Genomic DNA, 23,404 nt, shown 5'->3' on the forward strand with positions numbered 1-23,404 from the left:
TGTGGCAGCCCTAATCGTTTGTAATGGGGGTTTACAGAGGTAGATTTTGCACGTTTGCGTCACGCAGCGTCATTTGGTGAAATAATATATTTAGTTGTTTTTCATGTTTAGGCTGATTTACGGCTTGCAACAGCTTCAGGTACAACTGTTGTGCCGATATGGGCTGTGAAGCACTCTGTACTCGATAATGCGCTAGGGTATCATTGATCACATTGCTAAATTGCTCATTATCAATGAGCTGTGACACTTCATAAACAACAAGCTGCGATTTACTTTTAGCGTATGGTTGGTGCGTCAATGCTAAGGCGTTTTTCTCCACACCGGACTCTTTAGTACGTGCTAATAAGTAGTCATTTTTAATGTTAGCCAATAGTTGTTGTGTTGCTTCGCTACTCAATCTTGATTTGGTCAGCGCAAACCAAGTTGGCACTCCCTCAGACAGTATGGGATAACCTGCGGTGTTTGCGATTGCGATATTCTGCCACCAAACCTGAGCAACTGCATCGTGTACGGTGTATTCTAACCAATCGGAACTGGATGGATCATGATAATTGTGTTGCCAAGCGGACATTTCGGGGATAAGCACCAAATTTGCGCTAACCGTTTGTTCTCCCATACCCTGAGGTAACGCTGCTATTTTTAAGCTGTTGTATGGGTAGGCTCCAAATGTTGCTTCGCCTTGTTCAAGTGCATGTTTTGCTCGTTGTATCATGGAACTTAGGATTACTTCATCGGTGTTAAGATAAAACAGTTCTATGGAAATTTCTTTGCCGGTTTTTGCGCTTGTCCATGTAGACTGGTGAATTTTGTATCCGGCGCTCACAATGACAGGATCCCAATGACTCGCTGTCATTGTTTGAAATTCATAGCTGTGGCGCTGTCCTTGTGTTTGCTGTTTCAGCAGCTCCCCCGGCGCCACAACTATTTGATTGCTCGGGGCGTCAATTTTTAGTTTATAGGTGAGCAGATCTGCATCATCGTGTTGATACAAGTCTAGTGTTTGTGACTGACTGAAAAAGTCTGGTGCCAGCGGATCGAGTTTAAACTTCTCTCGTAGCGCGTTGTCTTTGATGATGTTGTTTTTCTCGAACCCAATGGAGGGCCAAAAACTTGCATCAATATAGCTGGCATTTTTTGTCACTTTGCCAATGTAATCAGTTGCATGATTACTATAGCCCTGATATTTGACTGAAGCCGCAAAACTGAGCTGACTTTGTTGCTCATGAGTGAGAGGTGTATTCAAGCCCCAAACCGAGGCATGATGCGCTTTGTCTAAAGCGATCTGTGAAAGCGCTTGACCAGAAAGTAAGATTTCATCAACAGCGGTGTAGTGATTGGTGTTGAGCAGCAACTGCTCGATTGCATTCTGGTGTGAATTAACCAATGTTAAGTTGGCCATGTATTTTATAGCGCGCTGATTTGGGTAAAGCGATATGGCAATTTCAGCGTGGCGAATTTTAGGCTGTGGTTGTGTATCGAATTGCCGGTATTGCTTTTCATAGTCGGCTTGCACAGCATAACCATCGGCTTGTGTTTCAAATTGACCGTTAACGATCATCTCTTGATGAATTGAGTTGGCTTGGTAGCCAAAAATTGTCCCTGACAACAGCATAATTGCCAGCGATCGCGGTTTAATCTTTTTTGGCAAAGCGGCGAATCTTTCCTTAAAAGACGCAATCATACCTCGTGTCCACAGCCAACTGCTCAATACAAGCAACACACAATAAAAACTGAGCCAGTAGAGCATAAGGTTGAGATCTCTGATGATAAATTGCTCTGTAGATGCAATTTCGGAAAGCTGAGCAATAGATGGCCATGCCCATAAATACATAAAGTTCTCTATCGCATGAGTTTCATTGAATATCGCGGGAGAAATACAGAGCACCACGGCACATATCTGTGCGGCAATTTTAGACTGCAATAGCCCGTAACTAATGATGGCTATAAACACATAAGCGAGCATTAATGGCAGCAAAACAAGCATGCTCAAATGCAATAAACTTTGCCAATCGGGGTCAAGATAACCTTGTATTAATTGTGTACCCAATAAGCCTGAAATAGGCACTAACATTAATACGACTGCAACAAGAGTAGCGCAGATTATATGGCTTAGAGGGGGTTGCCAATCTGGCGTTGGGCACACAGCAACCAGCTGTGCGGTATTTAGCTGGTGGTCTTTGTGGCACTGATCAACTATAAAAAAAGCGGCGGCAAGCATGGTAAAAATCAAACTGGGATAAATCAATACAGGAAGCAGCGTGTGCGTTCTTGGCAAAATAGCTGCGCTGCCCTCCATGCCTGGTAAACGGTAGCTTAAACCGGCGATGATCAGCATTAACGAAAGCGTCAACATTGATAGGTAAAACGCCTTATTAGTAATGATCTGGCGAGCCTGAAGGTAACCGGAATAGACGCTGAATTTAAGCCAATAGACTGTGTCTTCGTTGGTTATCAAGGTTAATGGGTTCATATTTAGTTTGCTTGAACTGTGCGTATGTTGTTGCACTTTTGCAACGGGCCTTGCTGAGGCTTTTTTGCTGTTACTGGTTCTAAATTGCATTAAATCGAAGCGCCACCATGCAAATGCCAGCAAAGACAATGCGAGCGTTAAGTAGAGCAAACGATTGTAGAGTAACGCTCCATCTAAACTTAAAAACTGGGTCATTCTTTGCTGTGCTGTCCAGTAGAAAATTTGCCCTTCAACTGTAACCTTACCTAGCGGGTCAACAATTTGTAGCCAAGTAGCTTGTGGTGCGCCGTCACCAAACAAAGCGGTGATAATGACGAACGAGCCAACGGCTATCATCATCGCTGCATAAGCTGGTGTAGCGCGTCCAGTAAGTGCTGTGAGCGCAAACGGAATAGCGGTATAAACTATGCAAGCTGGGAGTACCCAAAGCAGTATAGCGTGTAAAATATGGGGCCATGAAGTTGCGATAAAATCACTATCTGGGTAGAGTCCAAAGAGGCTTGAGATCAGGGGTAAAGTCACCATAGCGATGACAACTGAGCTCATTACTAACAGCACGATAGCTAAACTCGCTAAATATTTACCGATAAAATAGTGTTTGCTATTGATATTAAAACTATATAAATAGTCTGCAGTTTTAGAATTAAGATCCCTGAGTAATGTTGGGACTACCAGTGCGCTACCCACCGTGGCAGCCCAAAATGTGTAGTACATAAACAAGTAGTAGATTGCATATGGCGAGTTGCGTGCAACCCTGCCACTTTGCATCAGTGCATCCCACTCACCGCCTAACATTTCTCGGTAGCCCATGGCAATCATGGCTATTAAACAACCCCATGTGGCTACGGAGCGTAGTCGATATTTTAACTCAAACAAAAAACTTGTGAAAAACATACATGCTCCTTAAACCGCAAGTTCAGGGACGTAGCTGAAGTAAAAGTCTTCTAGGTCCGCTGTGCTTTGAATAAAGCTTGCGGTGGGTGCGGTTTCGCTTTGAATAGTGGCTTGGATGTTACCTTTGACGATGCGCGTTGAAATCACTTTGTAATTGTCTCGTAGTGTTTTCAACTCATTTCTTGATACTGATTTGTGCCAAATCTGGTGCTTTATTGAGGCGACGAGCTCATCGGGCTTGCCGCGTGAAAGTAGCGTTCCTTGGTTGAGGATCCCCATATCATCACAAAGGTTAGTGACGTCTCCTACAATATGTGTGGAGAGGATCACGATGGCACTGTCAGTGAGTTGGTGCAAAATACTATAAAAGCGGTTGCGCTCCGCAGGGTCTAGTCCCGCGGTTGGTTCATCAACAATGATGACCTTAGGGTTGGTCAATAAAACTTGTGCTATACCAAAACGCTGCCGCATACCACCTGAGTATGTATCTACCGCCTTATGACAATGCTCTGTGAGGTTAACTAGTTCCAACAATTCATTAATTCTATTTTTTCGTTCCTTGGCATTGTGAATACCCTTTAAACGAGCGAAATAGTCCAGCATATCGGTGGCGGATGCATTAGCATAAACACCAAAATCCTGAGGCAAGTAGCCCAGCTGGCGACGAAACTCAGCAGGGGTTGCGAAGATATCTTGTCCATCAAAATATATTTTGCCACTGTCGGGCGTTTGTAGGGTGGCAATGGTGCGCATAATGCTGCTTTTACCAGCTCCGTTGGGACCAAGCAGGCCGAACATACCCTTGCTTATGGTTAAATTGATATCTTTTAGTGCATGAACACCGTTTGCATACGTTTTTGATACGTCACGAATTTCTAATTCCATTTCACTAGCTTCTGTTGTTGATTTTAGATTGCGGCACTGCGCAGTGGCGCCGCTGAGTTAGAGGTAAATTGATCCACTGTTCCAATTGGCAAGCACAGCGGCTTAGTTATCTGGCCATAGCACTGAGACACAATTGCAACATCAATATTGAACAGCCGTTTAATGATTGGCTCTGTGACGACTTGTTGCGGTGTGCCATCAGCTATTATCGAGCCATTTTTAAGAGCGATAATTCGGTCACTGAATTGACTGGCTTGATTGATATCGTGTAGCACCATCACAATGGTTTTGTGTTCATGAATTTGTAGCTGTTTGAGTAAGTCTAAAAGCTGAAACTGATGACCTAAGTCTAGATAAGTCGTGGGTTCGTCTAGGAGTAAAATTTCAGATTGCTGTGCCAAGGCCATTGCTAACCATGCTCTTTGGCGCTCACCACCAGATAAATGCTGTAACGGCTTATGTTGCAACGCTTCAAGTTTGGTCTTTTTGAGCGCCCAAGTAATGGCATCCTGATCATGTTGCGATAATGTCTTGAACATTCCTAAATAGGGAAACCGACCATGACCAACAAGCTGTTTAACGAGCATACCACTTGGAGCTTGTGGACTTTGGCCAAGTAATGCGAGTTTCTTTGCTAGCGTTTTAGGGGACCATTGGTGAAGCGGCTGTTGCTCCAAAGAGATAGTCCCTTGCTGCGGTTGAATGAGTCCGCCAAGTAGTTTAAGTAAGGTGGACTTACCACTGCCATTTGGACCGACAATTGCGGTGATCTGATGACGTGCAATAGAGACCGACAAGTCTTTTAGCACCGGCCTATGTTGATAATGTAAGGTTATTTGATCTGCATTTAACATGATAAATCCTAATTTTGGCGGCGGATCAATAACAGCAAGATGGGAATGCCCATCAAGGTGGTTAGCGTGCCTGTGGGGATCTCCAAAGGAGAGATAAGCGTTCGGCTTGCAATATCTGCCGCCAGCGTTAACGAGGCTCCAGCTAACATGCAGACTGCCATCAGGTGGGGGAGGCTGGTACCCAAGCCGAATCGGTTAAGAAGCACTTTGGCGAAATGGGGTACAATTAAACCAACGAATCCGAGTGGGCCCGAGATAGCGGTGGCGCTGGCCGCCAATGCCACCGCTATCAATAAGCTAATTAAACGCCACCTAGTGACGTTTAGCCCTAAAGTTCGTGCGGCATCGCTATCTAATTGCAGTATCGACAAGTACTTTAATAATGCGAAGCAACCAAGTACGCCGATAAATGTCCAAGGAAGAAGCAAAAACACGTGGCTAAAGTCTCTGCCGTACAGACTACCTGCTAACCAAATCAAACTGGTTTCTGTACGATTTCCTCCCCATGCCAAAATGGCCCACATAACTAGAGCATTTAGCACCGCGCCTATTGCGACCCCGTTAAGTGCCAATTGATTCGGCTGTAGTTGCTGTCGCCAACTAAGTTTCAAAACCAAAGCAGTGGCCAACACCCCACCGAGCAATGCTACAACGGGAAGCCAAGCAAAGTTAAAAATGAAATCACTGAAGCCGAATACATGAAGTTGAATATAATCCACCACAAGTAAACAAAGTACGATGGCTAGACTCGCGCCACCATTGACCCCTAAGATACTTGGGTCGGCAAGAGGATTGCGGATCACGGCTTGTAAAATTAGTCCAGCCAGCGCGAAATGGATCCCAACCAACATGGCTAATAGTGAGCGGGGTAAACGTAATTGCCATAGGATGTTCGAATCAGTACTTTGTGGTATTGAGGTGATCAGTATCTGCCAAACAGATTGTATCGATAGTGGTACAGACCCCATACATAGCGCGGTAAAAAATAAGCAAATAAGTAGCGCGATGAGTGAGGTTAATAGACCATAAAAAGGCCAAGGCTTAATTTCTCGGCAAGCGTATATCGTCATTGTTCGATTCATATAGACGCCTGCTGATAGCGAGATTGGATAAGCCAAACTAAGCTTGGTCCGCCAAACAGCACGCATAGTATACCCACAGGGATCTCCTGATAATTTGCCAATAAGTCGGAAAGACTGACAAGCACAGCGCCGCTTAGTGCGCTGCCAAATAAGACATAGCGGTACTCATAAGCCAGGTGTTTGGGCAGTAAAGTGCGGCACAGGTGAGGGGCAACCAGCCCTACAAAAGCGATGGGGCCTGTAACAGCCACGGTCGCAGAAGTTAGCACTACGGCAACAGTGAGCGTTTGAATACGCCAGCGCTTTACATTTCCCCCAATACTTTTTACGACATCGCTATCGAGTTGTAAAATGGTGAGCGGGCGGGCTAACAGTGCACATAAAATAACACCGAGTAATGCGATAGGAGCCAATAACGACACATGCTGCCAAGTGCGATTTGCAACGCTGCCAAGCAACCAATAAAACAACCCTCTAGTGTCAGTGCTTACCGAGATTAGTAGCAAAGTTGTTGCGGCGGCGCAAAACAGAGAAACGCATAAACCAGATAGAATAAGATTCACAGGCTCTAGTTTCTGTTTCCAAGAAAGCCATAATGTGACTGACATCGCCAAAGCACCGCCAAATATACCCGCTATAAATTGGAAGTAGGTACTTAAACCGGTAAAAGTGAGAACCAGTACAATAGCCAATGCGGCACCAGAGGAGACGCCAACGAGGCTTGGGGATGCGAGCTCATTTTGTGTTACTGCCTGAATAATGGCTCCTGCTATGCCAAGTGTTATACCTGCAATGATGGCCAATGTTAAACGAGGTAGTCTCAGCTCCCAAACGACAAAACTAGCCTGTGACTTTGATGGGTCAATAAGTACTGACCAAACTTCCTGTAATGTGAGCTGATAGTCGCCGATTGTTAAAGACAGCAGTAGACTGAGTAGTAACATACACACACCGAATAGAAATAAGCCAGTGGGCGTTGTAGCGACGCGAAGTCTTTCTAAGTAAATCATAGCGTGCTTACATTACCTGCTATAAATGACCAAATTGCATTGGTGTGGCCCGTGCTTTATTGGCCAGATCGCTTGGGGGGGCAAATTGCTCAGGGTGCAATAGGTGCGCTAATTCTTGTAAGATGAGCTTTCTTGCAATTGGGCCATGGGGCATCACGTAATGGTCTGCAACTCGGTAGGCGCGGCCATTGGTAACGGCTTTGAGTTGCTTCCAAACTGGATGTGATTTAAAGGGCCCAGGTTCGCCTTTGAAGGAAATAATTACATCAGGGTTAAGCTTTAATAACGACTCCATCGAAATCGGTGCGGAATCAAGCTTTTTTAAGTCCGGCAGTGGAGAGGTGCCGACGCTATTTTTACCTTTGAGAGTCGCCATCATTTCAACGGTAAAATGATGGTCGTAAAATGCATAAGGTACATCTGACCAATGCCACAAAAACACCACAGATTGTGCTTTTAGAGGTGCAGCTGCAAAATGCTTGAGCTGCTCTGCAAATACTCGATTTAATTCAGCACCTTCTGCTTCCTTGCCCAGCGCTTTAGCCGCAGAGATTATTGCCCGATCTGAGTCGGATTTGGTGACCAAGTCATAAGCTAAAAAGGGACTGATCTCCTCAAATTTGGCTTCAAATGGTTCGGTGTAGGTACGCAGTCCGATGGTGAGATCGGGTTTTAGCGCAGTCAACACTTCCAAGTTCGTCTCATGAATTTCACCAAGATCTAGCATATGTTTAGTTTGCTCACCGAGGTAGGGTGACATCTGATGATTGAGTGTTGAGATCGCTACAGCCTGCATACCTAGAGCACTGAGTAAATCAGCACCAAATACTGAGACAGCGGCGACCTTTTTGGGTGAAGTGTTAATAGTAACAAGTTTGTCGCGGTCATCTTTCACTACGACAGGAAACTGAGCATTAACGCTGAGAGACGATAATGTTGATAAACATGCACAAAATAGCAATATGAAGCGACGCATTAGCGTTTCCTTGCGAATAATTGAGTTGGTTTAATAGGTACATTTTGCAATGCTTAAAAACCCAGCACTACCCAAATCGGATTTGTAACCCCCAAAAGAGATAATTTTTAACAGCGCTGGAAGAAGGAGCTGGGGGGCAGCTCCTAGTTTGAACAAACTTTACCCTCAAGGGGGATTGGTTACTAAGGAGCACACAACCATGTTTTTTGCACTGGGAACAGCGTGCCCAAATGGGTCAAAATAGCCTCAACATGATTGGCTAAGTAGAAATGGCCACCTTCGTAGACCTTAATATTGATGGGCTGACTACTCACTTGTTGCCAAGCTTGGGCTTCTTCATAGGTGAGTTCGGTATCAGTTGACCCGAGCATCACGGTGATTGGGTATTGCAATTTTGGTGCATTGAGGTTTGGTTTATAAGTCTCAATTAACTGGTAATCATTGCGCAGCAACGGCAACATCATTTCTAGCAGCTCTGGAAGGGCATTGAGATCAACCTCCGTACCATTAAGACGTTTAAGCTCATTAAGCATGACTTCATCAGGGGCTTTGTGTACTTCGGTCGCATGGTGGCAACTAGGCCCTTCAACAGCAGACACCACCAGTTGAGTTGGAGGCGGGTAGCGATAGGCCTGAATGCGCATGGCAAGTTCGTAAGCGATACCGCCGCCCATACTATGTCCAAACAAGATATAAGGCTTGTTGAGTATTGCTTTAAGACCTGTGGCCAAGTTGCTGACCAAACGATCCATGTTCGAAATCAAAGGCTCAGCCATGCGGTTTTCACGACCTGGGTATTGTACAACCACGACTTCTAAATCTGAGTCGGCGATATTAGCCCACTGACGAAAGTAGCTTGCACTCCCCCCTGCATGAGGCAAAATGATTAACCGTTTAGAGGCATTGGGGCGTGCTTTAAAAATGCGGTAACACGCACTGTTGTTGGTGTATGTGGTATTAAGCATTGTTGTACTTCTGTGTAAGTGGCTTGAGGTAATCGCGGCTGACCGCAAAGTTTGGGAGACTGAATTGGGCCAATATGGATTTTAGGTTATCTGTGGCGTACTGGTGGTGACCACCTGAGTCCATACCTTGCTTGAAGTAAAGCTCAACAAAGCTGCGCACAAAGTTGTCATTGAGTTTGTCTTTCCATGTTATAAAATCAAGTGGTTGAATATCGCAACCGAGTTCGTTAAACCAATTATAGATCTGTGCAACATCGGTACTTTGGTCTGACACTAAGTGGAAGTTACTGTTTTGGCCCGTCGCACCTTTCACTATGGCCGTGATGCAGGTTGCCACATAGTCTACGGGAACAATGTTTACCGCCAGCTCGGACGCAGGATAGGCGTGAATATTCAAGCAAGCACGATAAAATTTTAAGAATGCATCATCATTAATAAAGGGTGTTTCTGTGGTTGCCCAAGTGATGGTTCCGGGACGTAAAATATTGACTGGTACGCCGTGTCTTCTCGCTTCAGTAAATAAGGTTTCAGCCATAATTTTTGACTGCTCATACGTTAACTCCACTTCACGCCATGGCACCACCTGGGTATGTTCTACCACAGGCTGAGGTACATCACTTGGTAACGCGTGGTGTACTCCGATAGTAGAAATATAATGCACTGGCTTCACTTGATGCGAGCTTGCTAAGCGGATAATTTCACGGGCGCCTTCGACGTTGGTTGGGTAAAGAGCAGAAAGCGGATCCATGAGGTTAATGATCGATGCATTGTGAACTATCACATCCACTTGTGCACTTAGAGCTTGATAGTCTGTATTGCTTAAACCAAAGTAAGGCTCGGACATCGTACCGCTGATTATCTGAATACGCTCGTGAGGTATAGCTGTAGGCAGGCCTTTTTCTGCTGCGGCCTGCTCCAAGCGCGAGAATCCATGCTGAATATCATCACAGCGCATCAAGCATAGAATACGATAATCCGTAGTATCCAATATTTCGCGCAAAACATAGCTACCCAAATACCCCGTGCTGCCAGTCAATAATAGGGTTTTTGGCTCGGAATTCGAATCATACGGTAGGGCATCAGCAAGGCCTTCGAGTGCTTCAGTAGCCATGCTGTTTAAATCAATGCTCTCAAGCCATGCTTGTTTTGCTTCATTTGCTTTTGCCAGTGCTTCGGACATTTCGCTGAATACGGCGTGATTGAAAATCAGGTCAATATCTGCATCAAAGCCTGCTGCTAGAAATGCGCTTAGCAGGTTGATGGCATTTAAGCTGGTACCACCAAGTTGGAAAAAATCATCGTGGCGCGATACCTCCGTCACGTTGAGTAAATCACGCCAGATTTGCGCCACAGTTCGCTCAACATGATTGTCAAATGGTGCTTCATATTGTGTTGTCAGTTGCTGCTGTAATTGCGTCAATTGTACTTTAAGCTGTTTTCTATCAACTTTACTGTTCTGACTAAGAGGAAGTGTGTCTAAGGTAAAGAAATGCGTCGGTAACATGTATTTAGGCAACTTGTCATTAAGTAAGGTGCCCAACTCACTGAAGATGATTTCGCTATTGGTTACTTCTTTGACAACCAGTGCCGCAGCTAAGTTACCATCAGTAGATAGATTGACCACCGCGACGTCTTTTACAGCTGGGTGTGCGGCAATAGTTGACTCTATTTCGCCCAACTCAATACGATGACCATTGATTTTGACTTGGCCATCTTCGCGCCCTTGAATGGCAATGATGCCGTCATCCATAATGCAGCCTAAATCGCCAGAGCGATAAAGCCTTTCACCTGTTTGTGGATGTTTAATAAATAGCTCAGCAGTTTTTTGTTTATCGTTTAAATACCCTAATGCCAAACCATCACCTGCAATATACATTTCGCCGGTGACCCAAGTTGGGCAAGGCTCTAGTCGGTCATTTAAAATGTGAATTTGGTGGTTCGCTAGTGGCTTACCATATGGTACTGAAGCAGCATCATCCGCGATGTCTTTGACAGTGTGCTGGACACACCAAATCGCAGTTTCTGTAGGGCCACCTTGGCTGTTCAGGTCAATATGAGGCAGTTGTTGGATTACTTGCTTTGCAAGTTGGACAGGGATCCAATCGCCAGAAAGCATGGCCAGCCTAAGTGTACTGAGCGTCTGATCTTCCGCCCATGGCAAACTGGTCATCAGCATTTGCATTTGCGCAGGCACCGAATTCCACAGACTGACTTGGTGCTTGGCGATCACTTGATGCCAGTGGTTTGGATCTCCCCGTAGCTCTTGAGCTGGTAATACCAGAGTCGCCCCTGCTGAGAGAGTGCCAAAGATATCCCAAACTGAGAGATCAAAGCCGTAGCTCACCAGTCCTAAGGTTTTATCTTTCGGGTTGACATCATACAGGCGATTAATTTCCAGCACGGTATTCAGTGCTGCGCCGTGCGATAGCTGCACCCCTTTTGGCTGACCTGTCGTACCGGAGGTGTATATTACATAAGCTGGCGCTTCGACAAAAATTTGCTGCTGTCGACGTTGCGTGAATATTTCCAATAAACCTTGAAGGTCCTGCTGCGGAATAGCCGGTAGTAATTGATCAAATGCAATAACAGTGACATCAGAGCCAAAGTCTAGGTTAGCATATTGCAACTCTGTGAGTACGATTTTGGCACCTGAGTTAGCGATGATTGATTGCTGGCGAGCAAGCGGGTGTTTTGCCTCAATAGGCACATACACACAATCGGCAAACAATACTGCAAACACTGCTGCAATTTGTTGTGTGCTTTTGTCTGATACGATTGCAATATGGTCGTTCGGTTTTACCGAGTCGACAAAGGTGAGCCTGATTTGAAGTGCCAACTGTGCAAGTTGTTGGTAACTCATTTCGCCGTTTTGGTCGATCACCGCAATTTGATCTGGGGTATCTAGAACATGTCGTGCAAATCCAGAGTGCAAATATCCTCTAGCTTGTTCTGTTTTGGTGTCGTTTAGCGCGGTGATGTGTACTTGCGTTTGCTTTGGTAAACTCACCGGGCTGGTGGACTGCCATAGTGCTTCATTATTAGCCAGCTCGTGTAATAGTTCACAAAATGCTTGATGTGCTTGCTCAATCACACCGGCTTGGAAAATCCCTTGACGGATATCCCAATCTACGATCAGCTCTCCATTGCGCTCCGTTGCTTGACAATCAAGCCAGACTTGCGGCGTTTGAGTAATTCCGTAACGCAACTGTGCATCATGCATAAATTGGTTGCTGTCTAACTCATCACCTGATAAACCAAGGGTGCTAGTATAGACAATTGGTACTATGGTATTGCTTTGCTGTATTTGGTTCATAGCTCGTAATACTTCAACGCCAGTAAAGTCACTGTGTTCCAAATCACGCCAAAGTTGTTGCTGTAACTGACTTGCCCGCTTGGCGAAACCCGCTTGCGGATCTGGCGATACCCCTAGCACGTTTACTGCGATAAAGTCGCCAACCACGCCACGGACATCTGGGTGCACATTGGCGCGATTCAACATAGTGAGGTTTAAACAAAAATTAGGATGGCGAGACCAGCGTCCAATTACTTCTGTAAATGCGGCTAATACAAGGCTAGAAGGTGTTAGTTTGTGTCTTGCTGCTCGCTCGCCAAGGCGCTGCCAAAGGGTGGGATCTAACTTAAAATTCAAGCGAGAAAATGCGACGCTTTCCTCGTTGCCCGTACTTTTTGCTCTCGGTAGTTCGGGAGGGGCTGGTAGCGTTTTAATGCGCTCTAGCCAATAGGCTTTGTGCTGTTCATAGCGCTGTGCTGTTTTAGGGTGCTCTAACAAGGCTTTGCGTGCAATGACAATATCTCGGTACGAAACCCCCAAAGGCGCAAGAGCACGCTCTGGATGGTTATATAATTCACCGAGTTCGGCGAGCATAATTTGAATGCTAGCAAAATCGGCGATAAGTAAGTCGATAGAAAAATGTAGAATTGACCCTTCACCGGTGTGGCTAAGGTGTAAATCATATTGTGGCCATTTATCCGGTTGATAGTGGCGGTGAGCCAACTGTTCACGCAGGTCTAATAGTTTTTGCTGACGAGTTTGCTGGTCAAGCGCTGCAAACTCATGCACGCGGATCGCTTTTGGCGTAACCTGTGCGATAATTTGTTGAGTACCATCAAAGTTGATAATAGCGCGCAGCATATCGTGGCGCTCAACTAACTTGTGCCAAGCCGTTTGCAGGCGTTTTGCATCAATATTCGGTAGGTCCAACTCAATGTAACTATGACAGCCAACACCACCATACTCAACGGCATTGTTACGGCCTACTAAGTAAGCAACCTGTAAATCGGTTAGCGGAAACGGCTGATAGCGGTCTGCATAGTTAGGCTCTATAGCTGCCATTACAGGGTCGCTTAAATAGTCGATAAGCGCTGCCTTATTGTCTTGTAATTGTGTTTTTAGTGCTGGTGTCAATACTCCAGCAGGGGCCTTAAATTTTAAGTTGCCTTGATCGGCCCACAGGTAAACGCCGCGGCTTTCAAAGTCAGCGATAATACTGGCGATGGTCATATTGTACCCTCTTCAAATAGTTCATCGGTATCACAGGTTGTGTCGCCTAGATCACGCCAAGCTTGAGTTATAGCAGCAGCGAAGCTGGCAATACTTGGGGCGCTAAATAGTGCTGTAAGTGACACAGATGTTGGAATAATGTGTTGTTGTTGCAGTGTTTGGATAAGCTGTGTTGCGCTTAAGCTATCACCACCGATGGCAAAAAAGTCGTCGTGACGAGAGAGCTGAGGGCGCTTTAAAAGTGATTGCCAGATTTTTGCAAGTTGTTCTTCAAGCTCACCTTCAGGCGCCTCGAACTCAGCTTGCATTAGCTCCAATGCCATAAATTCATTGAGCAATTGCTTTCGGTCAATTTTACCGTTGGCGCTTAGCGGTAATGTCTCAAGTTCTACTAAATGGCTGGGCACCATGTATTCTGGAAGTTGCTGTTCCAGTTGTGCAGTAATTACCTGTGTATCTAGCGTGGCTTGGGCTTCCTTAACAAAGGCGGCAACGAGCTTTTTCGGCTCACCAATTGTTAGTGCAACACCGCGACTTAAGCCTTTAACCTGAGCCAAGGCGGCGTCGATTTCACCGAGCTCAATGCGATGTCCGCGCACCTTAACTTGGTGATCAATTCGGCCTAAGAACTCGAGGTTGCCGTCCGGCCAGTAACGACCGCGGTCACCAGTGCGGTACCAACGCTTACCATCGGCCATCACAAAGCGCTGATCCGTTAATTTTTTATCTCCTCGATAGGCAGTGGCAAGGCCCACGCCTCCGATCCATAGTTCACCTGCAACCCAATCTGGACAATCACGGCCACATGGGTCTACCACACGATATGTTTGGTTCGGGAGCGGTTTACCGTATGGAATAGATGACCAATGTTCTGGCAGCTCACCTTTTACCTCACAGCTGTTTGACCAAATGGCTGCTTCAGTGGCACCACCCATGGCAATTAATGGGATCTGTGAGTGAGTCTTGGCTTGTAATCTTGGCGGTAAATCTAGGCCAATCCAATCACCCGATAGCATCACTTGCGAAAATGGTAGTGGGCGTGCATCGTTTTCAGCGACGACCAGTAGCATATCGAGCAATATCGGCACTGAGTTCCAAGTAGTGACATGATGTTGATGCACTAGTTCAAGCCACGTAGCTGCGTCTCTGCGGCTCGCCTCATTGAGTAATACAACACTGCCACCAACGCTCAACAAGCCAAATAGATCGTATACCGAGAGATCAAAATCTAATGCAGAAACAGCAAGTACACGGCTATTACTGTTGATAGCATAGTGGCGATTAAGCTGGTCAATGGTATTTGCAGTCGCTTGATGACACATTTCGACCCCTTTGGGTTCACCTGTAGAACCTGAGGTAAAGATCACATATGCGGGTGCATCTGTTGCCACTGTCAAGGGGGTTGCCAGTGGCGTAAAGCCCTCTGCATCCGCCACATTGAGACGAGTGACACCCTGCTCAACGTCTTGGTTGATGTGTGCTTCGTTCGTAAGTACCCAACGGATCCCCGCAGTGCGATGAATTTTCGCTTGACGGCTGGTGGGTTGATGAATACCAATTGGCACATAGCAGCCTCCGGCGGCCATAATGCCAAATACGGCAGCAACCTGATCTACCCCCCTTGGCAAGCTCACTGCCACCGCTTCACTCAGCGATAATCCTTGTTGAGTAAGTAAGTGGGCGATACGCAGTGCTTTGTCTGCCAATTGGCCATAGGTTACTATTTGCTCATCAGCGATCAGCGCAACGGTATCGGGGTGTTGACGGGCATAGTCAAACATCGCCTGATGTAAAGTACGAGGCGTTTGTTCAGCGTAGGTGCTGTTTACTCGGTCTCGCACCAACTGTTGAGATTTAGGTAATGCGTGGCTAAATGCTGTATCCGTTGAAATGGATACTTCGTCCAGTAATGTTAAGAAACGGCTAAACATATTGTCTAGCAACTCAGCTGGAAACAGTGCATCGACGGCATCCCAAGATAGAATTAGCTCGCCTTTAAATTCATACATTTGATGATCTAGCCAAACCTGTGGAGTTGCCGACAATCCGCCATCGGTAAATTGTGGTAAATCTTCATTGAAAGCGTCTGCCAGTAAGTCGTCAGCCATTCCTAATGTACTGGTAAAGACAATGGGCAATGCAGCTGCGGTGCGCCCCATAGTTCGGCTGCGCTCCCTTTGCACCCAGACAGATGAGACTGCTCGATGATCAAGTACATCAGCAAGTTGCTCTTGCAGTTGCTTTGCATGTTGAGCAATTGTGATGTGCTCGTCAGGGTGGTAAGCAAGGGGAGCCAAAGACGTAAAATCACCAACAATACTGCCAACTTCTGGGTGTACATTTTGGCGATCAAATAGGGTCAAATTTAAGGTATGTGGATGGCCACCACTATACTGACTGAGTACTTCCGCATAGGCACTCAGCACTAAAATACTTGGTGTTACATTTTGTGAGCGAGCCGCTTGTTTAATGGCTTGCCACTTGGCTTTTGGTAATCTTGCACTGCGACGAGAGAATTCGCTGTGTTCAATTTGCAGTGGATCTTGTGCCAGTGGTAGTGCTGCAGCATCCGGTAAGGTAGGCAAACGTTCTTGCCAGTATGCTTGGGCTTCATCTATTGCTTGCTGGCTATGTTGAACTTGGGTGACATAGTCTCTAAAGGTTAAGGAAAGTGGCGTTAGCTCAATATCTGGTGCTTGATATAAAGCAGCGAATTCGCGCAATAACAGCATGATGCTATAGCCGTCTAGTGTCATGTAATTAAACATCAAAGCAAGACGCGTACGCTCACTTTCACCCGCTTGATATCTCGCGACTTTAATCGTTATCGCATCATGTAAATGTTGGCTATTTTTAGTTTGCCACCATGCGTGAATTTGCGTTCGTGCTTGGTCTAAACAGGTGTAAGTCATTGGATCGATATCCAATTTTGGTATGCCGCTTTGCTGCAACACAACCTGTTGGTTACTATCGCTCACCTGGGCGCGCAACATGTCATGGCGTGCATACAGCTTTTTCCATGCAAGCATCATTCGCTCAGTATCAAGCGTTAAACTATCGAGTTCGAGTAAGTAGTGAGTGCCGCAATTAAGCGGGAAGCCCGGGGTTTGGCCTAACCAATAAGCACTTTGTACTTCAGTCAGTGCAAATGGTTCAAACTGATGTTCGGGTCTAGCTACAATTTGCTTGCACTGTGTGGCTTCATGCATCTCAAGTGTTGCTGCAAATGCACCAAGCGTTGGGTTGGCAAACAAAGTGCGTAAAGGTTGCTTGGTCGACAACCCACGGTGGGCGAGCTGAGTCAGGAATTGGGTCGCCAGGAGCGAATCGCCACCGAGTGCAAAAAAGCTGCTTTCTAGGCCAACATTGGCAACCCCCAGTAAGTCTTTCCAAAGCTGCGCAACTTGAAGTTCGTTATCTGTTTGTGGCGCTGTTACAGCCACTTCAACGCTAATTTGGTCGTCAAATTGGGTAGCAAGTTGTTTTCTATCTACCTTTCCATTAGCGCTTAGCGGCAGTGCAGCTAAGGCTAAAAAGTGACTCGGTACCATATAATCTGGCAAAGAAAGAGCAAGTTCTGTTTTTATTGCATCGAGATCCAGTTCCGTGCTTTCATCCATTACTAGTGCAGCAACCAACATTTTAGGCTCGCCAATGGTCAATGCCACTCCACGAGAAATACCTTCGATACGGGCGAGAGCCGTATCAATTTCACCCAGTTCAATACGATGACCGCGTACTTTCACTTGGTGATCTATACGCCCTAAGAACTCAAGGTTGCCATCTGGCCAGTATCTACCTCTATCGCCGGTGCGATACCAACGAGTACCTTCGTGGCTGACAAAGCGCTCAGCTGTGAGCTTTTGATCACCCCGATACGCGCTAGCAAGACCAACACCGCCTATCCAAAGCTCACCTGCAACCCAATCTGGGCAGTCGCGTCCGTAGGCATCGACGACACGGTAGGTTTGGTTCGGTAGTGGTTTACCGTAAGGAATGGAGTTCCAGTGAGCTGGAATGTCGCCCTTTACCTCACAGAAATTCGACCAAATAGCTGCTTCTGTTGCGCCACCCATAGCGATAAGTGGAACTTCGGCTTTATTTTTGGCTTGTAAACGCGGTGGAATATCTAGGCCAATCCAATCACCTGACAACATCACTTGTTTGAAAGGCAATTGCCTGTCATCTTGCTCTGCAACGATGAGCAACATATCCAGCAGGACGGGTACAGAGTTCCAGACATTGATATTATGTTGGTGCACGAGCTTTAACCATTCGCTGGCATCGCGGCGGTTCTCATCACTGAGCAACACAACTTGGCCCCCCACATTGAGTAAGCCAAAGATATCGTATACCGACAAGTCGAAATCCACTGCAGACACCGCTAGTACGCAGCTACGTTGATCAATTTTATAGAGTTGATTGAGTTGATCTATGGTGTTTGCGGTTGCCTGATGGCACATTTCCACCCCTTTTGGTTCACCGGTCGAGCCCGAGGTAAAAATAATGTATGCGGGTTGTTCTGGTGACACTTCTATAGGCTTAGCTTGTGGTGTACTTGCTGTAGCGACGTCCAACCTTATCACTGACTCGATGGATTCGACTTCTAAGTGATCACTGTTAGTAAGCACTAATCGGATCCCTGCTATACGATGTATTTTTGCCTGACGACTCGCAGGCTGATGGATCCCGATTGGCACGTAACAACCGCCCGCAGCCATAACTCCCAATATAGCTGCAATTTGATTTATGCCACGTGGCAAAGTGACTGCAACAGGTTCTGCTGGTGCGAGCTGATGTTGCTGCAATAGCGCTGCAATACAGAGCGCTTGCTCACATAGCTGTGCATAACTGACATGCGAGTTTTCAAATACCAGTGCCGTGTCGCCGGGGTTTTGCTGTGCGTGCGCAAAAATAGCATGGTGCAAAGTGCGTGGTGTTTGTGGGCATTCGGTGGTATTTACTGCGAGACGTGTATGCGCTTGTGCATCAGGTAATGGTAAGGACATCTCCTCTTCCCAGCTGCTATGACACAGCCTTTCAAGTGCACTAACATAGCTGTTGAACATGTCATCAATCATACCGGCTGGGAAAAGTGCATCCACCGCATCCCAAGATAGAATAAGTGAACCATCAAATTCGTATAATTGATGGTCAAGCCAAACTTGCGGTGTTTGTGATAAACCTCCAGGTACAATCTTGGGGAAATCGCCGTTTGAGTTTTCAAACAAGCCGCCGCCAAGGCCCAAGGTACTGGTAAACACCACAGGTAGCGCTGCTGATGTGAGTGTGCTTTGGCGAGCTTGCTCGCGCTGGATCCAAATAGAGGAAATTGCTTTGTGTTCAATAGCCTGTGCAATTTGCAGTTGCGCTTCCTGTGCTTGTACCAGTAAAGAGTCACCAATATTTTTACGAAATGCAATGGGGGTTAATGTGGTGAAGTCACCAAACACTTTATTGATATCCTCGTGCACATCTTGGCGATCAAACAGGGTTAAATTGAGCGTGTGATCACCTTCGCTCCAGCGCCTCAGGACATTGCTGTAGGCCGTTAATAGTAGTACTGAAGGGGTAATGCCATAGGATCTCGCTTTATTCTTAAGTGCTTGCCAAGTACCTGTATCGAGTTGTGCTTCGCGGCGCACAAATTCAGGCTTAGTAATACTTTGCGGGTCTTGTGCTAGTGGTAGCTGTGGCGCAGGTGGTAAGGTATTAATCTGTTCTCGCCAGTATGCTTGTGCTGCTAAATGCTCCGCATCATTGTGTTGCACTTGGACTACGTAGTCTCTAAACGAAACATTAATCTCCGGCAAGTGATAAGCGGGATCGTTATAAAGGCTTGCAAGCTGATCGAGCAGCAATTTAATACTAAATCCATCGAGTGTTAAGTAATCAAAAATGATCCCTAAACGGGTCTTATTAGCACCATAATTTACGGCGCAAATACGGTGATTAGGTAATGTCGTTGACTCATTTTGGTCGTGGCTTTGTAGCGCTTGTTGACAAATTCTACGCCAAAATTGGTGGAGATGATCCCTCGCGGCATTGGCGTGATTATTGGTTTCTGATTTCAAGCTCACTTGTGCAATAGACACCGCAGGTAAATGAGACAGCAGTTGTTGCTGACCGTCTGGTGTGATCACTGCACGCAGCATCTCATGGTGCTCAACCAGTTGGTCCCAAGCTTTTGCTATACGTTGAATATCGACATTTTCTCCCTCCAACTCTAGCAAATACAAAGTGCTGCAGTTAAGCGGTAATCCCGGTGTTTGGCCCATCCAATAAGCGCGTTGTACCTCGGTGAGCGGGAATGGCGCAAAACGATTATCTAGATCTGGCACTATTTCGAGTTTTATTACCGGTTCGGTGCTTTCTAAGCGCGCTGCGTAGGCGCTTAATTGAGGAGATGAGAATAAGTCAGGTAGTGGTTTTGGAGATGCCAAACCTTGTTGTTTAAGTTTTGCGATAAGCTGAGTCGCAATTAAGCTGTCTCCACCTAACTCGAAGAAGTGACTTTGCTGACCGATTTGCTCAACCCCCAGTAAAGACCGCCATATATTGGCAAGGCATTTTTCATTGTCTGTTTGCGGCGCGGTTAAACTCAACGCACACTGCTGCTTGGCAGCTAGCTGGTCGACTAGTGTCTTTCGGTCTATTTTACCATTGCTACTGAGTGGCAGCTGCGGTGCAAATTCGATATGGCTTGGCACCATATAATCTGGCAGTAGCTTGTGTAATTGGCGTTGTATGGCGGCGCTATCTAACGTGCTTTGAGCAGCTAAGACTACAACACTCGCTAGGCTTTTGGGCTCGCCAATCGTCACGGTAACGGCACGCTGAACACCATTAATATTGGCAAGGGCTGTATCAATTTCACCCAACTCAATACGATGCCCGCGTATTTTGACTTGATGATCGATGCGTCCTAAAAACTCGAGGTTGCCATCAGGCCAGTAACGGCCTTGGTCGCCAGTGCGATACCAACGCTCGCCATGTTGCTCAACGAAGCGTGCTGCCGTTTGTGTGCTATCACCACGATAACAAGTTGCTAGACCAATACCGCCAATCCACAGCTCACCAGGAACCCAGTCTGGGCAATCTTGCCCGTGTTTATCAACAACGCGATACTTTTGGTTTGGTAGAGGTTTACCGTATGGGATTGAGTGCCAATGCAGTGGCAGTGGTGAGCGAACCTCACAACGGTTTGACCAAATAGCTGCTTCCGTTGCGCCGCCCATTGCAATGATAGGTGGGTTGGTGGCGCTGATATGTTGTAGCCGAGGAGGAAGGTCCAAGCCTATCCAATCACCAGATAACATCACCTGCTCAAAGTGCAGCTGACGGCTATCTTGTTCCGCTGTGGTCAAAAGCATATCTAGTAATATCGGAACAGAGTTCCAAATAGTTACCTTGTGTTGGTGTACCAGCTCAAGCCATGCTTGTGCATCACGGCGTTGCTGCTCATCAATAACGACTAGTTGCCCGCCAACACTTAACAAACCAAAAATATCATATACAGAAAGGTCAAAATCAAGCGCTGAAACCCCGAGCACACAGCTATCTTGGTCAATTTGGTAGTCTTTATTGAGCTGATAAATGGTATTAGCAGTGGCCTGATGACTCATTTCAACCCCTTTGGGTTCACCTGTAGAGCCAGAGGTGAATATGATATAGGCGGGATTTGCAGGGTCTGTGATAACAGCTGATTCTAGTGGCTCAGCTAAAAGCGCTTGTTGAATATCAATACATTTTACTGCTGGGTCATGTTCTGGATCGTCACCAATAGCAATTGCTAGCTTGACCTCTGCGGTTCGATGGATCTTTTCTCGCCGTGATTGAGGCTGGTGAGGTCCTATAGGCACATAACAGCCTCCGGCTGCCAGTACTCCAAGTATCGCCATGATCTGCTCAGCGCTTCTGGGTAATGTTACGGCTACAGGTTCTGCACCCTTCAGCCCTTGTTGCTTCAAATAAGCGGCTATACGTAGCGCTTTTTCAGCGACGGTACGATAGCTTAACCGTTCGGTGTTGAATATTAACGCAGTCTTATCAGGGTGTACCTGAGCACCTCTAAAAAATGCTTCATGCAATGTATGTGGGGTATAAGGTGCACCGGTGTTATTCGCTGCTTTGCGTTGGATTTGCTGATACTCTGGCAGGTCAATAAGATGTGATGCGTGCCATGCACTGCTATTTGTCGCTAGGTTTTCAAGTAATGCAACATAGCTTGCAAACATGGTATCAATCAGCAACTCTGGGAAAATCTCATCCACAGCATCCCATGCTAGCATCAAACCTTCATCGACTTCATACACTTGATGGTCTAACCAAACTTGTGGTGTTTGCGAGATCATGTAGTTAAATTGACCCAATACCGTGTCTTGTTGCGACAGAAGTGGGGTGCCTAAGTTACAGGCAAATACGATAGGTGCGCTTACACCCTGTGCATAACCGTGTTTTACTAAATCGCGTTGGATTTGAACTGCGGAATAATCACAGTGTGCGACGTTTTGGTGAAATTGGCTTTGTATTGTTTTCGCATGATCAATAAAACCTTTTTCTTCACTAAAATCACAATCTAAAAGCAATAGATTGGTGAAGTCTGCGACTACGTTTTCAATACCTGGGTGCTGAGTTTTGCGATCAAAAAGTGGTAAGTTCAGCGTGAATTTCTTCTCGCCACTAAATTTGGCAAGTACGTACGCATAACTAGTAACGAGCAACATAGCGGGTGTCACTTGATACTGTTGTGCGGTATTTTTAAGCGTCTTCCACTGGTTTTGGCTCAAGGTGTGCAAACGGCGAGAAAATGTTGGTCGAGTGATGGTTCGAGGGTCGCAACGAAGGGGAAGCTGTGGACCAGAGGGGAGGGTTGCTAAACGCGTTTGCCAATAAGCTTTGTCTGCTTCAAACTTATCTTTATTTTGCGCATTTTCAAACGCTAAGTACTTTGCGAAGCTCCAGTTTGGATCAGTGTTGAGTGTACCGCCATGATAAAGCACGGCAAGATCTTTTAATAAGATATTTAAGCTCTGTACGTCAGCGATCAGTAGGTCTACATCAAAGTGGATCCGACATTTTCCTTCGGGGAGTAAACTCAATTCCAGCCCTAGGGTTTGACCATACTCAATACCTAATTTTCGATGTGATAGGCGGCTGCGAATTTGCTCTACCGCTTGAGTTGCCTCATCAAGAGTTAGTGACCTAAAGTCGTTAATTGCAAGCCCTGGTGTGGGTAGCTGTGAATGCACTTGCTGGGTACCAGACTCAGTAAACTGTGCACGTAGCATGGGATGATAGTGATAAAGTGCATGCCATGCTTGTTCGAGCCTTAAAGGATCGATATCTTTGTTGTCTACCTCCAGATAGGCGTGACAACCGACGCCACCCAGCTCTTGCTCATCTTGGCGACCAATCCAATAGGCATATTGCACGTCAGTAAGCTCAAACTCTGCGTAGGGGTCTATATCGGGTAGTTTAGGGGCTCCAATAACTTCGACATCAGTATCTGTTTGCATGCATAAAAGTGTTATCCAGTCGCTAAGAACTGGTTGTTCAATCAGTTTTGAGAAGGTTACTTTTGCGCCTTGTTTTCGCCACTGGTTGACCAAACGCATCATATGCATTGAGTCTAAGCCAAGCTCAATAAGGTTGGCATCTAGCTTGTCTTCAAGCGGTGTTTTCACAAACGCTTGTACATGTTTTAACAGCTGTTTCTTATTTAGGGGGATCTTTACCTGTGTCAT

The 23,404-nt window shown here is 46.2% G+C and carries 9 protein-coding genes; all 9 read right to left on the bottom strand.

What is annotated here, in order from left to right; genetic code table 11:
• Positions 1 to 31: 31 nt before the first annotated feature.
• The 9 genes from CWC29_RS20135 to CWC29_RS20175 all read right to left on the bottom strand — a co-directional run bounded on the left by CWC29_RS20135 (position 32) and on the right by CWC29_RS20175 (position 23,404).
• On the bottom strand, positions 32 to 3,364 hold the full coding sequence (locus tag CWC29_RS20135; protein ID WP_128726110.1) for a hypothetical protein: 3,333 nt from the start codon (positions 3,362 to 3,364) through the stop codon (positions 32 to 34).
• A 9-nt stretch (positions 3,365 to 3,373) separates the two neighbouring features.
• On the bottom strand, positions 3,374 to 4,249 hold the full coding sequence (locus tag CWC29_RS20140) for an ABC transporter ATP-binding protein (RefSeq protein WP_128726109.1): 876 nt from the start codon (positions 4,247 to 4,249) through the stop codon (positions 3,374 to 3,376).
• 23 nt (positions 4,250 to 4,272) lie between these two features.
• Positions 4,273 to 5,103: an ABC transporter ATP-binding protein gene (locus tag CWC29_RS20145; RefSeq protein ID WP_205125723.1), complete on the bottom strand. Its 831-nt coding sequence runs from the start codon at positions 5,101 to 5,103 to the stop codon at positions 4,273 to 4,275.
• An 8-nt stretch (positions 5,104 to 5,111) separates the two neighbouring features.
• Positions 5,112 to 6,185, bottom strand: coding sequence for a FecCD family ABC transporter permease (locus CWC29_RS20150; protein ID WP_205125722.1), 1,074 nt, complete (start codon positions 6,183 to 6,185; stop codon positions 5,112 to 5,114).
• On the bottom strand, positions 6,182 to 7,129 hold the full coding sequence (locus tag CWC29_RS20155) for a FecCD family ABC transporter permease (RefSeq protein WP_161568675.1): 948 nt from the start codon (positions 7,127 to 7,129) through the stop codon (positions 6,182 to 6,184). The genes CWC29_RS20150 and CWC29_RS20155 overlap by 4 nt, the downstream gene beginning before the upstream one ends.
• A gap of 85 nt (positions 7,130 to 7,214) precedes the next feature.
• Complete coding sequence (locus CWC29_RS20160; protein WP_128726106.1) at positions 7,215 to 8,171, bottom strand: ABC transporter substrate-binding protein; 957 nt, start codon at positions 8,169 to 8,171, stop codon at positions 7,215 to 7,217.
• A gap of 182 nt (positions 8,172 to 8,353) precedes the next feature.
• Positions 8,354 to 9,136 (bottom strand): thioesterase II family protein, encoded by a 783-nt coding sequence (locus tag CWC29_RS20165; protein ID WP_128726105.1) that lies wholly within the window; start codon positions 9,134 to 9,136, stop codon positions 8,354 to 8,356.
• Complete coding sequence (locus tag CWC29_RS20170; protein ID WP_138523951.1) at positions 9,129 to 13,658, bottom strand: non-ribosomal peptide synthetase; 4,530 nt, start codon at positions 13,656 to 13,658, stop codon at positions 9,129 to 9,131. Before CWC29_RS20170 ends, CWC29_RS20165 begins: the two co-directional genes overlap by 8 nt.
• Complete coding sequence (locus CWC29_RS20175) at positions 13,655 to 23,404, bottom strand: non-ribosomal peptide synthetase (protein WP_138523953.1); 9,750 nt, start codon at positions 23,402 to 23,404, stop codon at positions 13,655 to 13,657. The genes CWC29_RS20170 and CWC29_RS20175 overlap by 4 nt, the downstream gene beginning before the upstream one ends.

The organism is Pseudoalteromonas galatheae (assembly GCF_005886105.2).
Lineage (GTDB): Bacteria > Pseudomonadota > Gammaproteobacteria > Enterobacterales > Alteromonadaceae > Pseudoalteromonas > Pseudoalteromonas galatheae.

Coding starts and splice junctions, on each gene's coding strand:
- CWC29_RS20170 (WP_138523951.1), bottom strand. CDS start 13,658: ATGACCATCGCCAGTATTATCGCTGACTTTGAAAGCCGCGGCGTTTAC.
- CWC29_RS20145 (WP_205125723.1), bottom strand. CDS start 5,103: ATGTTAAATGCAGATCAAATAACCTTACATTATCAACATAGGCCGGTG.
- CWC29_RS20135 (WP_128726110.1), bottom strand. CDS start 3,364: ATGTTTTTCACAAGTTTTTTGTTTGAGTTAAAATATCGACTACGCTCC.
- CWC29_RS20160 (WP_128726106.1), bottom strand. CDS start 8,171: ATGCGTCGCTTCATATTGCTATTTTGTGCATGTTTATCAACATTATCG.
- CWC29_RS20165 (WP_128726105.1), bottom strand. CDS start 9,136: ATGCTTAATACCACATACACCAACAACAGTGCGTGTTACCGCATTTTT.
- CWC29_RS20155 (WP_161568675.1), bottom strand. CDS start 7,129: ATGTTACTACTCAGTCTACTGCTGTCTTTAACAATCGGCGACTATCAG.
- CWC29_RS20150 (WP_205125722.1), bottom strand. CDS start 6,185: ATGAATCGAACAATGACGATATACGCTTGCCGAGAAATTAAGCCTTGG.
- CWC29_RS20140 (WP_128726109.1), bottom strand. CDS start 4,249: ATGGAATTAGAAATTCGTGACGTATCAAAAACGTATGCAAACGGTGTT.
- CWC29_RS20175 (WP_138523953.1), bottom strand. CDS start 23,404: ATGACACAGGTAAAGATCCCCCTAAATAAGAAACAGCTGTTAAAACAT.